The following is a 13,835-nucleotide window of genomic DNA, read 5'->3' as shown; positions in this document are numbered from 1 at the left end:
CGCTTATAACGGATGTTTAAAATCCTGTTATAAGCGTTTCTTTATTGTCTAAAAAACGACTCTAATCAAAATAAGCGAAGTTTTTCAGTGCCCTCTTAATTTTGGAAGCTTTTTTTATGGCATTAAGTAATTGACAACTGCTGATATTAGATTGAGTTAAATAACTTTCTTCTTTGCGAGCTCAGCATAATAGAATTTATATTTATTTATTTTGAGAGTGTTCTAAAACTGGAAACTATTAGGAATCTTGGAGAAACCGTGAACGAAGTTATCAAAAAAATACTTAAACAGTATTCCTATAATACCGACAATGGCAAATAGCGACCAGACTATTTATTCAATGCAACAGTATTTATTACAATTGCACCATAAATCTCTTTCTTTCCATAAATGATTGCACTAACTTTTGGACCAAGATATGTTACGCTTGTTATATCACTTTGCTTAAGTGGAAGAATTAAGGTGTCTTTAGTCTTATCATACTTTAATACTACTCCATCAATCGCAACTATAGGAGATTTTGTGAATATTTTTTTTTGATAAACTTTATTAATTGAATCAACTAAATATTTTGGATTACTTGTGTCATCTAACAAAAATACATGAGTTCGAAAGTGATTGGTATACGCTAGCTTAGCACAACTTAATATTAATAATATAAGTGCTAAACAAACTATTTTCCTCATAATTAAGTACTCTACTTATACTTACAAGAATACAAAAATAAATTTGCATAAATAACGATAACGGTACAATTTTCAAACTCTATTTAGAATATCACAAAAAAACGTTTTGGGCATATAACTGCTAAAATTTAACTGACAATTAAGTTTTTAACGTTTTCTAAATGAGTATTTACAGAGAAGAAAAACCACCATAAACCAAAAAAACCGCTTCTTTCGAAGCGGTTTTTGTACCCGGAGCCGGAGTCGAACCGGCACGGTTTCCCACAGGTGTTTGAGACCAGCGCGTCTACCAATTCCGCCATCCGGGCTTAGCAGACATGAAATAACGACAGTTATTTCAACGCAATAAAAGATGTGATTGTGTTTAAATCAACCATTAATTCCTTTAACACGGTGCAAATGTAAAAAATAATATTAAATGTTCTACTAAAAATACTTAATTTTTTCCTTTCAGAGTTGAATAAATTTTATAAATTTGCACCTCGGTAAAACGAAACACACTAACTAACTACACCCGAGGTAAATACATATATAAGGCTTTACACAAATCACAAAGCCTAACTGTATGGAGCGCAGCGGAATAAAAACAACAAATTAATGTCACACCTAGAACCAGAAGCTAAAATTTTTGCTTGTTCACAAAGTGTCTATCTTGCAGAAAAAATAGCAAAGCAATATGGAATTCCGTTAGGAAAAGTTACCATGTCTAAATATAGTGATGGTGAATTTCAACCTTCTTATGAAGAGTCTATCAGAGGGTTACGCGTTTTTATTGTTTGCTCCACTTTTCCAAATGCAGATAATTTGATGGAATTGTTATTAATGATTGACGCCGCAAAACGTGCTTCGGCAAGACATATAACAGCAGTAATTCCTTATTTTGGTTGGGCGAGACAAGACAGAAAAGACAAGCCAAGAGTTCCGATAGGAGCAAAATTGACAGCTAAATTATTAGAAAGCGCTGGAGCAACTCGCGTAATGACAATGGATTTACACGCTGATCAAATTCAAGGATTCTTTGAAAAACCGGTGGATCATCTTTTTGCTTCAACTATCTTTTTACCGTATGTAGAAAGTTTAGGTTTAGACAATTTGACTATTGCATCACCAGATATGGGAGGTTCTAAAAGAGCTTACGCCTATTCTAAATTTTTAAATTCAGATGTGGTTATCTGCTACAAACAGAGAAAAGCTGCTAATGTGATTGACACTATGGAGTTAATTGGTGAGGTAAAAGGTAGAAATGTAATCTTAGTAGACGACATGATTGATACCGGAGGCACTTTGGCGAAAGCCGCAGATTTAATGATAGAAAAAGGAGCTTTGAGTGTAAGAGCCATTTGTACCCACGCTATTTTATCTGGTGAGGCTTACGAAAAAATTGAAAAATCGCAATTGAGCGAATTAATAGTTACCGATTCTATTCCGTTGAAGAAAGAATCAAACAAAATAAGAGTGTTGAGTTGTGCACCTCTTTTTGCTGAAGTTATGCACATGGTGCACCACAACAATTCCATTAGTGGAAAATTTATAATGTAATACATTAGGCGTAAAGTCAAATGTCCTAAAGTTATAAAGTCATGCCAATAGCCAAAAGCTAGAAGCCAAACAAGTAATATTATTTAATAACTATATTTTTTTTACAATGAAATCGATTACAATTAAAGGATCAGAAAGAGAAAGCGTGGGTAAAGTAGCAACTAAAGCCCTACGTAATGCTGGATTGGTTCCTTGCGTATTATACGGAGGAAATCAGGCAGTTCATTTCTCAGCAGAAGTTATGGCTTTCAAAAACTTGGTTTACACTCCAAACGCTCACACAGTTGAGATCGATCTTGGAAAAGGAAAACCATACACAGCTATCTTACAAGACATTCAGGTTCACCCTGTGTCTGACAAAATTTTACATATTGACTTCTTTCAAATTTTTGATGATAAAGAAATCACTATGGAAGTTCCAGTAAAAATTGTTGGTAACTCTAAAGGAGTTATGGCAGGTGGAGATTTACGTTTGAACAACCGTAAATTAAGAGTAAAAGCATTACCTAAAAATCTTCCAGATTTTGTTGAAGCTGACATTACTCCACTTGACATGGGTAACAAATTATACGTTACTAAAGTGCCTACACCAAACTTTAAAATCATGCACCCAGACAATACAGTTATTTGTCAAGTGAAGATTTCTCGTGCGGCTATGAAAGCAGCTCAAGAAGCAGCAAAAGCAGCAAAAGCTCCTGCAAAAGGAAAGAAAAAATAATATTTTTTCAATCATTCAAGAAAGCATCAGTTGTAAAACTGGTGCTTTTTTTTTGCTTTTTAGTATGACTTTTCGGAAAAGTTGAAATCTCATTATCCTGTTTAAAATTATTAGGAGCACAACTACTCATTTTCAGAACAACTCTGCTCCTGCTGTACGTTGTATCCACGCCAAAAAGCGTGGGATGTCACTTCCATCAGGGCTATTGAGAACTATTTGGGTCTCAATAACGATTTTCAAAAAATCTAGTAGTCCAATATTCTAATTAAGTCTATTTTTGCAGCATGATAAAATGGATTTCAAATTTATTCTCGTCAACAAAAACAGAGAACAATACGAATTATACGAAACTAGAGGTTCAAGAACCCCAAAAAAATAATATAGAAAGCGTGAGTAATAAATTTTTAATAGTAGGACTGGGCAATATTGGTGCCGAATACGTAAACACAAGACATAACATTGGTTTTAAAATCGTTGATTTTCTGGCACGCAAAGAAGGAATTTCTTTTGAAACCGTAAAACTAGGAGCCCTTGCTCAATACAAATTCAAAGGAAGAACTTTTCTACTTTTGAAACCAAACACTTATATGAATTTGAGCGGTAAAGCCGTTCAATATTGGATGGATAAAGAAAATATCCCCTTAGAAAATATTTTCGTAATCACGGATGATTTGAATATTTCCTTTGGCACCATCCGCATTAAACCGAAAGGAAGTGATGGCGGACACAACGGTCTAAAAAATATCAATCTTGTCTTGAATACTCAAAACTACACTAGATTCCGATTTGGCATCAGTGACGAATTCAAAAAAGGAAAGCAAGTTGACTACGTTCTTGGCGAATGGGATGACGCAGAGAAATTAGCACTTCCTGAACGGTTAGAAATGGCATCAGAGATAATAAAATCATTTGGAACTGCCGGATTAGAAAATACCATGACTACATTTAACGGAAAATAAATTATTATTTCCTGATAGATAACTAAATGAACCTTAAAATTAATTTGTATTTAATTATAATAATAATTAATTTTAATGCATGTTTTTTCATTTTTACAAAAAAATGACTACTCACATCAATATTTTAACATAAAAATTCACAAACTTATAACATGAAAAAAATCACTTTTATACTCCTACTCTCTCTTTTTTTTTCAGTCAATTATTCGTTTGCTCAAGTAAACAATTTAACTGAGGTAGTCCTTTTTGGCAATAAGAAAATCATCAAAGAAGGCTCATTAATTCGCTGTGCTACTACAGAATACGAAGAATATTTAAAGTCTAAAAACCCAAATAGGCTTTCAACTTCCGAATTTGAACAATGGATTGCCCCAAAAATTAAAATTGAAAAAGAAAAAAGGAAAAACACATCTAAAGTCTTACAACAAAATGCAGTCATCACAATTCCCGTTGTAGTTCACGTCATTCATAATGGAAATATAATAGGAACGGATGAAAATATTTTTGATGAGCAAGTAATTTCGCAAATACAGGTACTTAACGAAGATTTCAGAAAAAAATCAGGCACTCCTGGATTTAATACTAATCCCGTAGGAGCCGATGTTGAAATTGAATTCGCGTTAGCCAGACGTGACCCAGCCGGAATTTTAACTAATGGAATAAACAGAGTAGACTTAGGACAAGAAAGCTGGTCAACTGATGAAGTTGATTCCTTTGTAAAACCGCAAACACAATGGAATCCAGAGAAATATCTTAACATTTGGGTCGTTAAATTTTCTGGGAACAATCTTTTAGGATATGCACAATTTCCAGACGCATCAGGCTTAGCGGGAATAAACAACAATGGAGGTCCAGCTAATACTGATGGTGTCGTAATAGGTTATGCTTTTTTTGGTTCATCAAGCTATTTCCCTGCAGGAACATACGTGAACAATTATGACAAAGGCAGGACAGCTTCTCACGAAGTAGGTCACTGGCTTGGACTACGTCACATTTGGGGAGATGGAGGTTGTGACGTAGATGATTTTTGCGCGGACACTCCAAATGCAGGTCAAGAAAATCAGGGTTGTACAGTAGGAGTTGACTCCTGCCCAGCATCACCAGGGGTTGACATGATTGAAAATTATATGGACTATTCTAATGATGCGTGCATGAACATATTTACATCAGATCAAAAAAATCGTATGATAACCGTTATGAACAATTCCACAAGAAGAGCATCGTTAAAAACTTCTGACGCACTTGTTCCAGGAACTACGTTTGCCAATGACGCCTCGACTATGATTGTAAATCTAAACATTAACTGCAGTACCAATTTCTCGCCAGTTATAAAAATCACAAATAAAGGAACTTCCCCATTAACACGAGCATCTATACAATATGGTATTGATAATCAAAATTTACAAACGTACAATTGGACTGGAAACCTGTTAAATAATCAATCACAGAACATTACTTTAAACAGTTTAACAACAACAATTGGCAACCATAATTTTAACTGTAATATAACCAGTGTAAATGGTACAACAGACCAAAATGCCTCTAATAACGGCAGTACAATTAATTTTAATATTGAAAGGAGCTTAAACTATTCATCTAATACCGTTAACTTCTCACTGCAACTTGACCACTATGGAGAAGAAACAACCTGGAAACTAACAAATAAAGCTGGAGTCATATTGTACGAAGGAGGTCCCTACACTGATACAGATGATGAAACAGGACCGCTTCCAGCTTTAATAAACACCACCTTTAGCCTTCCTAGTAATGACTGTTACACCTTTTCAATATTTGATAGTCAAGGTGATGGTATTTGTTGTGAATACGGAGCAGGATATTATGATTTAAAAACTCCTTCGGGTGAAGTTATTGCCTCAGGTGATGAGTTTGGAACAGGGGAAACAACTAAGTTCAGCATCAATTCACTATCAACAAATGAGTCTGAAAAATTAAATTCAGTTTATCTCTATCCAAATCCTACGTCTAATCTATTGAACATAGTTGTTGAAAACAAATTGGATTCTCCAGAGGCCTATACTATTATAAATACCCTAGGACAAACAATAAAATCGAAAAAAATCGAATCAGAACAAGACCTAAGTATCAATGTTTCACATTTAGCACGAGGTATTTATTTTTTAAAATTATCGAAAAATCAATCCGAAACAAATACAATTCGGTTTATTAAAAAATAAAAAACATAAAATGAACTAAAAAAGGATTGAAGTTTTCAATCCTTTTTTAGTTATATCAATTGGATACCTTAAATTTGCACCATTATAAAACACTTGCTTTGAAGATTTTCCATTCTATAAACGATTTCAGCTCCACAAAAAAAACAATTCTAACCTTAGGCACTTTTGACGGAGTACATATTGGGCATAAAAAAATCCTAAAAAAATTAACAGAAAACACGGATAATCAGAAATACGGAAGCTTAGTCCTTACTTTTTTTCCACATCCCAGAATGGTTTTACAAGAACATTCTGATATAAAACTTCTCAATACTATAACCGAAAAAATAGAACTTTTAGAAAAAATTGGTATTGAAAACCTTGTTATTCATCCTTTTGACGAAGAATTTTCAAGATTAACAGCAGAAGAATTTGTGAGTAACATTCTTGTTGATCGATTTCATATCAAAAAAATAATTATTGGTCACGACCATCGTTTTGGAAGAAATAGAACAGCAAATATAGATGATCTCATTGCGTATGGAAAAGAATATGGTTTTGAAGTAGAACAAATATCAGTTCAGGAAATTAATGATATTTCTGTAAGTTCTACAAAAATTAGACATGCACTTTTAGAAGGAGATATGGCTTTGGCCAACGAATATTTAGGGTACAATTATTTTCTAACAGGAAGCATTGTCAAAGGAAAACAATTAGGAAGGACAATAGGTTTTCCTACTGCCAACTTAAAAATTGACGAAAACTACAAACTGATTCCACAAAACGGTGTTTATATTGTAAAAAGTATAATTGATGAACAAATCGTTTTTGGTATGATGAACATTGGATTCAATCCTACTGTTGATGGGCAAAAACAATCTATCGAAATTTATTATTTTGATTTTAGCGCTGACCTATACAATCAAAAAATTAGTGTTTCTGTTTTGCATCGATTGCGTTCAGAACAAAAATTTGACTCTCTAGAGTTTCTAAAAGCACAACTCCAAAAAGACAAAAAAGAGGCTTTAGGCTACTTAAATAAATTATAATTAAGTATAAAATCTTTCTTAATTTTTATAAAACTTTACTTTTTTTCTTTAAATTTGAGAATAATACATTATTTATCCTAAAAGTATTCTTTTTTAACTTTTAAAAATGGTAGTTATGAAATTTCCCAAAGAACTAATAAACGGAATCATTATAATACTAGGAATTGGAATCTATTTCTTAATCATGGAGCTTTTGGGCCTAGCTGATATTTATATCCTTCGCGTTTTTAACGTGCTTTTTATTTTTTATGGCACGAATAGAACCCTTAAGTCTAATTTTGCAGAAGGAAAAACTGAAATAGCAAGTAACTCTGTATCCGCATTAGCAACATCTTTGATTGGTGTTATCTTGAGCATAGCCGCCTTAATTGCGTATAGTTTTGCAAAAGGTGGAGAAAAATATATTGGATCATTATCTAAAACGTTTTTGTTTGGTGGTGAACCCTCTGTAATGACGTATTCAATCTCATTGTTATTTGAAGGAATTAGCTCAGCAATAATTGTAACTTTCATGCTACTTTTATATTGGGAAACCCGGTATTCCTCTGACAAGCATGGAAACAAATCTTAAAAAAACTAATGTTAGTAAATAACCTTTATAACGTTTAGGCCACAATTCATGAATTCTCCTAGGTTGTCAAGATGATAAATACTTAATTGTGAATAACCGAAATGGGACATTACACATCAAAAACTACTTACCAACTAATCCTGTGACACCTCAACTAAAATAGTACTTAAATTCCTTTTCAATCGTATTGCGTTGCTTCTTTAGAACTATTTAACTACTTTTGGTGTATCAAAAAATTGCATCGATGAGTATTACAAAACACAATTGGACGAAAGAAGAAATTATCGCAATATATAACAAACCTATGATGGATTTGCTTTTTGAAGCTGCTTCTATACATAGAGAACATCACGATCCTAACGTGGTTCAGGTTTCAACATTATTATCTATAAAAACGGGTGGATGTCCTGAAGATTGTGGCTATTGCCCACAAGCAGCAAGATACCATACTGAAATTGAAGGGAATGATTTAATGTCAGTTAGCCAAGTAAAAGCACAGGCATTACGTGCAAAATCAAGTGGGTCCTCCCGTGTATGTATGGGAGCAGCTTGGAGAAACGTAAAAGATGGGCCCGAATTTGACCAAGTACTTGAAATGGTTCGTACCATAAACAAACTGGACATGGAAGTGTGTTGTACCCTTGGAATGATTACTGAAAATCAAGCACACCGATTAGCAGAAGCTGGTTTATATGCTTACAACCACAATTTAGATACTTCAGAAGAATATTATAAAGAAGTGATTTCTACACGTGGATTTGAAGACCGAATTCAAACTATAGAGAATGTTCGTAAAACAAATGTTACTGTTTGTAGCGGAGGAATTATAGGAATGGGAGAAAGCATCGAAGACAGGGCAGGAATGCTAGTAGCGCTTTCTACATTAAACCCACAACCAGAATCGGTACCAATTAATGCATTAGTAGCTGTAGAAGGAACTCCTATGGAAGAGGAAAAACCGGTAGAAATCTGGGAAATGATTCGAATGGTTGCCACTACGAGAATCATCATGCCGGAAACTCAAGTGCGTTTATCTGCAGGAAGAATGAACATGAGCCGTGAAGGCCAAGCTATGTGTTTCTTTGCAGGTGCCAATTCTATTTTTGCAGGAGATAAATTACTTACCACACCAAATCCTGATGTAAATGAAGACATGAAAATGTTTGAATTGCTTGGGTTAAATCCACAGAAACCATTTACAAAAGTTTCTCAACCACAGACTGTTGAAGCCGAAGATTCTCAATTTGCACCATTGGGCGAAAAACCAAAATGGTCAAGACCTGGACATAGTATTGAAAGAAATCTTGAAGCATCTGGCAAAGAAAAATAATTATCTATTCAAATTACACAAAGCCCTCTGAATACAAAAAGAGGGCTTTTTTTATGCAAATTCTTTAATAAACCACCTTTCTCACAACCGAATGACCATTTTGCAAAACTATATTAATCAATAATACTTGATGATTCGAACTTAAATTAAGCACCGAAAAATCAATATCATTGATATTATTTTTTTCATATATTTTTCTTCCAGCCATATCAAATATTGAAATTTCATCAATGAATTCTTTAGCAGAATTAACTTGTAATTGTTTGCTTTTATTATACACTAAAACTGATTCATTATCTTTTTCAAGTTCATTTAAAGCTAAAATTTTATCGGCAAAACGCAACACAAAGCGATCATTAAAAGAACCAGACACTGTATTGAAAGTATAATTTTCATTCTTTAGATTAACAATATTATTGCTAAACTTATCCTCAATAAAAACATTTTGACGAGCTAATAATTCATCGGCTTGATCAATTTTTATTGTAAAAGCCCCCGCTATTGTAGTAGCAAACCCTAATTTAATCTCATCAGTTTCTTCAAATGGTAAAGCCCTGCCTTGAATTGTCAAGTTCTTATCTTGAATAATACTGTAAAAATCTAAATATTCATTACCATTAAAACTTTCACCATCAAAAGAATTATCAATACCATTAGTCGCTCCTGTTGCATAACCTAATAAAATTTGCTTAAAAGCACCTTCATTATTATATAAATTCAACCAAATACGATGCTTTTCAATCTCTTTTGTTTTTATTTTATTTGTTGTGCTTAATTTAAAAAAACTTGAATTCTGCCCTATCAATCGCATACTATTATCAAATTTAGCAATTCCACCACCATTGATAGCAGTGACAAAAAAAGCTTGAGCAGACGCAATTTTACCGTCAGGCTTAGTATTATTTACTCCAGAACTCAAGGATGCACTTGTACCCACACCTCCCAATGCATTATAAACCGCATAATCATCCGAAGTGTACAAATTATTATTAATTGCAGTATTATGTGTCCAAAAGTAAATTGTCCCGTCTAAAATCCCATTATTTTCATTTAAAAATAAATCGGCATCAATCGCTGAAGGATATGGATTACCTATAAGATTCGATGTATCTGTACTGCCAATTGGAATTGAAACTAAACCATTGTTTGGTATACCATTAAAAACTGCTTCATAATATGCTGTAGATGTACTTGAAAAAGATTCCGGACCACGAATAATATACCCTTTACCAACTGTCATTGTATTTATTGAATTCTCGTTGAACCATGAATCTGATGAAGCATCAAAGGAATAAAACTTATTAGAAAGTGTACCAGGAGAAACATCAATCAATTTTTGATTTAAAACAGGGGATGACCAGTAGGTATAGTCTGTTCTCAGGATTGGTGTTGTTTTTCTTTTTAACTGAATAATGCCCGTATTAGTAACCTGATCTTCGGACTGATAAAGTGCTGCGTTATTCTCTAAAACTAATGTCCCTAATCCTGAATAGTCAAAAACTAATCCTAAAGTATTTCCATCTGGAACTGTTACAGTACTTCCAGCGCTGATTGAGCAAGAACAGGAATTTACAGTAGTAAGTGACGCATAATTACCATTAAAAATCAATGTTTTTTCAACAGAAGGCAATCCGTTACTCCATGCAATCCCGTTCCAAACAGAACTATTGGTACACAATTTAAGTCTAGCGACACGATGTTTAGTTATTCCAGAAACAGAGTTAAAACTCCCTCCTATGATTATATTGCTATTTGGCGTAAAACATGCGCTAAATAATGTACCATTTAGATTAACTGAAAAAGTAGTGTCGTAAATTCCCGAAGAAAGTAATCTTAGCATTCGTTTTACTGCAATTCCATTATATGTTCCTGAGAAAGTTCCGCCAAGCAAAACTCTATCATCCGGTTGTACCAAAATAGTTCTAATCTCTCCATTACTGAAACCCGTTCCCGAAGTAAAAGTAGTATCGAGACCTCCATTACTGTTGAGTCTGAGAATTCTTTTTGCGGAAACACCTCCGTAGTTTAGAAATGTCCCTCCAACAATCAATTTATTATCCGACTGTAATGCTATCGCATAAACATTTTTATCAAAACCAATACCAACAGAAAAACCGGTATCTATACTTCCATCTGTATTCAAACGAATCATACGATTATAAGACACTCCATTGAAAGTAATAAAACGCCCACCTAAAACTATTTTTCCATCCGATTGCAACAAAACCGCCTCAACTATCGCATCTGAACCTAAACCAGTGATGAAAGTGACATCAAGAATTCCATTAGGCAATAACCGGGCAATTCTATTCACCAAAATCCCATTATAACTTGTAAAATTTCCAGCAATAATTATTTTTCCATCTGGCTGTAATGCGAGTGCATAAATTTGATTATTTGTACCTAATCCAGTGATAAATGTTGGATCTAAAAGCCCATCAGGAAGAATTCTAGCTATTCTATTAGCAATCATACCATTGTAAGTCGTAAAAGCTCCTGCTATAACCATTTTATTATCACTTTGTATAATTGCACTTCTAATCGTATTATTTGCGCCAGCACCAGAAATATTAAAGGAAGAATCAAATGCACCATCTTCCAGCAAACGTGAAATTCTATTAGAAATAATTCCGTTGAATTTAGTAAAACTACCAAATGCCATCGTTTTATTGTCTGATAAGGAAAGGACCTTCAAAACGGCATTGTCAAAACCTACTCCAGCAGTTAGAAAACCAATATCTAAAGTTCCAATTGGGTCAATTTTAGCCAATCGTCCTTGATTTTGTGAATCAAATATGGAGAAAGAACCTCCAACATACCATGATCCGTCAGCTGCATTAGCTAAATCGAGTACAGACGCAGAAAATGGACCTGCACCTAAATCAAATATTGGATCAATATCCCCATTAGAGTTCAAACATATCAATCGATTTATATCTATACCATTATATGTTCCCGAAAAAGAGCCTCCAAGCAATATATTCCCAGCAGAATTCAGTTTAATAACCTCAACAACACCTGTATTAAATCCCGAACCAGAGACAAAACTGGCATCAATAGAACCATCTATATTAAGTCGAATTATTTTATTTGCTGTGATTCCGTTATAGGTTATAAAATCCCCACCCGCTATAATTTTCCCATCTGATTGTATTGCTAGAGCAGATACGCTTGCATTAAAACCCGTACCAATTACAAAAGAATTATCAGGGCTTCCATCCGCATTTAATCTTATTATCTTACTGCTATTAATTGCATTGAAAGAATCAAATGAGCCAGCGAGAATAACCTTATCATCAGACTGAATTTGAACCTCTTCCACTACTCCATTTGCCCCTGAACCAGTTATAAAACCAGTATCTAAATTCCCGTTTGGTAAAATCCGAGCTACTCGATTAGCTGTAATTCCATTGTATTTCGTAAAACTCCCTACGATAATCACATTCCCATTGGGCTGCAAAGCAAGTCCATATACTATCCCGCTACTTGCAGCTATTGTTGTATTAAATGTTCCATCTATAGAGCCATCACTATTCAATCGGATTAATCGATTTGCACTTACACTGTTAAAAGTTGTAAAAGAGCCTCCTAAAATTATCTTACCGTCAGGCTGTATAAGAGAACAATACACTTTACCATTAAAACCGGCACCCAAATTAAATGAAGTATCTTTAGACCCGTCTTGAAATAACCTACATAAATACAGTGTTACTGAGCCATTAAAATTTAAAAAGTCACCTCCTACAATCAATTTACCATCTGTTTGTAAAGAGACCGTTCTGACTGTATTATCAAAACCATCGCCTTGCAAACCATCATCATAAACATTAAATGTTGCATCAGATTTCCCTTGTTGAGAATATGCCTTATTTACAAGTATAGGGCCAAATAAAATAGCTAAATAAACGAATATTGTTTTCAAATTTAGATGGATTTATGCCTCTATTATGAATCGTGATGCCACTCATAATTTCAACTTTGATTAATAACATCCATAAATTTAAAGACAATAACTAATTTACACAATACCCACATTTAGTGATATTTAACCTAAATTAAATAATATTTTTACTTTTATTCCAAAAAAAAATCCCAACCTGAACTAACAGAGTGGAATTTTTAATTAGGGTAAGGAAAATATTCTATTGTTCTTTCAAAAAACTTTTTTAGAAATCACTTTTCCATTTATTAACATCACTTTGACTATTACTATTTGTTTATTCAAAGTACTATTTGAAATACTAAATTCATTACTGTTTATCACTTCTTTATCAAAGACTTTTCTTCCAAGCAAATCAAAAACTGTGATTCGTTTTAAACTTTCAAGCTCCGATTTTATTTTTAATTCATTCTTATCTTTTGAAATTAAAACTTGATTTTCTGTTTTATCAAAGTCATCGATTCCTAAAGTTTTGTCTTTGTAACGCAGTACAAAACGATCGTTGAAAGACCCTGCTTTCGTAGAAAAATTATATGCACCTTCTTTAAGGTTTTTAATGGTATTGGTCGTTTTATCTTCAATAAAAACATCTTCAGAAGCTAATATTCCATCCGTCTGATCTATACTTATTGAAAAAGCACCTTCAATTGTAGAACTATAGCCCAATGCTACCTCATCATTTTTATCAAATGGCAATGATCTTCCTTGTATTGTCAAATTTTTATCATCATTAATGCTATAAAAATCTATAAACTCATTTCCATCAAAACTTTGCCCATCATAAGCCTTATCGAATCCATTAGTAGCATTTGTAACATAGCCAACTAGCATTTGCTTAAAAGCTCCTTGCGTGTTGGTCAAATTAAGCC

Annotated in this window: 10 protein-coding genes and 1 tRNA gene; 7 read left to right on the top strand and 4 right to left on the bottom strand. The window is 33.5% G+C overall.

Going from position 1 to position 13,835, the window contains the following annotated elements; all coding sequences use genetic code 11:
- Nucleotides 1-329: 329 nt before the first annotated feature.
- Both DFR66_RS05850 and DFR66_RS05845 read right to left on the bottom strand, forming a co-directional pair.
- The gene (locus DFR66_RS05850; RefSeq protein WP_146841109.1) at nucleotides 330-596 is read right to left on the bottom strand and encodes a hypothetical protein; all 267 of its coding nucleotides are present in this window, start codon (nucleotides 594-596) and stop codon (nucleotides 330-332) included.
- A gap of 318 nt (nucleotides 597-914) precedes the next feature.
- Nucleotides 915-994 (bottom strand) — tRNA-Leu (locus DFR66_RS05845).
- 289 nt (nucleotides 995-1,283) lie between these two features.
- On the opposite strand from DFR66_RS05845, the gene DFR66_RS05840 reads away from it, so the two are divergent.
- The 7 genes from DFR66_RS05840 (at nucleotide 1,284) to bioB (ending at nucleotide 9,026) form a co-directional block, all read left to right on the top strand.
- Entirely contained in the window at nucleotides 1,284-2,225 is a 942-nt protein-coding gene (locus DFR66_RS05840) for a ribose-phosphate pyrophosphokinase (protein ID WP_114753900.1), read from the top strand.
- A 106-nt stretch (nucleotides 2,226-2,331) separates the two neighbouring features.
- The gene (locus tag DFR66_RS05835; protein WP_114753899.1) at nucleotides 2,332-2,943 is read left to right on the top strand and encodes a 50S ribosomal protein L25/general stress protein Ctc; all 612 of its coding nucleotides are present in this window, start codon (nucleotides 2,332-2,334) and stop codon (nucleotides 2,941-2,943) included.
- 284 nt (nucleotides 2,944-3,227) lie between these two features.
- Nucleotides 3,228-3,902 (top strand): aminoacyl-tRNA hydrolase, encoded by a 675-nt coding sequence (pth, locus tag DFR66_RS05830; protein ID WP_114753898.1) that lies wholly within the window; start codon nucleotides 3,228-3,230, stop codon nucleotides 3,900-3,902.
- 152 nt (nucleotides 3,903-4,054) lie between these two features.
- Nucleotides 4,055-6,097: a M43 family zinc metalloprotease gene (locus DFR66_RS05825; protein WP_114753897.1), complete on the top strand. Its 2,043-nt coding sequence runs from the start codon at nucleotides 4,055-4,057 to the stop codon at nucleotides 6,095-6,097.
- A gap of 98 nt (nucleotides 6,098-6,195) precedes the next feature.
- Nucleotides 6,196-7,125 carry a bifunctional riboflavin kinase/FAD synthetase gene (locus tag DFR66_RS05820; RefSeq protein ID WP_114753896.1) on the top strand — a complete coding sequence of 310 codons (930 nt, stop codon included), beginning with the start codon at nucleotides 6,196-6,198 and terminating at the stop codon, nucleotides 7,123-7,125.
- 115 nt (nucleotides 7,126-7,240) lie between these two features.
- Nucleotides 7,241-7,696: a hypothetical protein gene (locus DFR66_RS05815; RefSeq protein ID WP_114753916.1), complete on the top strand. Its 456-nt coding sequence runs from the start codon at nucleotides 7,241-7,243 to the stop codon at nucleotides 7,694-7,696.
- 244 nt (nucleotides 7,697-7,940) lie between these two features.
- A complete protein-coding gene (bioB, locus tag DFR66_RS05810) occupies nucleotides 7,941-9,026 on the top strand; it encodes a biotin synthase BioB (RefSeq protein ID WP_114753895.1) in 1,086 nt (361 codons plus the stop codon).
- Between the two features lie 64 nt (nucleotides 9,027-9,090).
- Here the strand turns inward: bioB and DFR66_RS05805 are convergent, their stop codons facing one another.
- Together DFR66_RS05805 and DFR66_RS05800 are read right to left on the bottom strand one after the other, a co-directional pair.
- A complete protein-coding gene (locus DFR66_RS05805; RefSeq protein ID WP_114753894.1) occupies nucleotides 9,091-12,948 on the bottom strand; it encodes a T9SS sorting signal type C domain-containing protein in 3,858 nt (1,285 codons plus the stop codon).
- Between the two features lie 231 nt (nucleotides 12,949-13,179).
- The coding region (locus tag DFR66_RS05800) for a T9SS sorting signal type C domain-containing protein (protein ID WP_147277691.1) at nucleotides 13,180-13,835 on the bottom strand (656 nt) is incomplete at its 5' end.

It is taken from the genome of Flavobacterium glaciei, assembly GCF_003350545.1.
GTDB lineage: Bacteria > Bacteroidota > Bacteroidia > Flavobacteriales > Flavobacteriaceae > Flavobacterium > Flavobacterium glaciei.
This window is presented reverse-complemented; position numbering and strand designations above follow the sequence as displayed.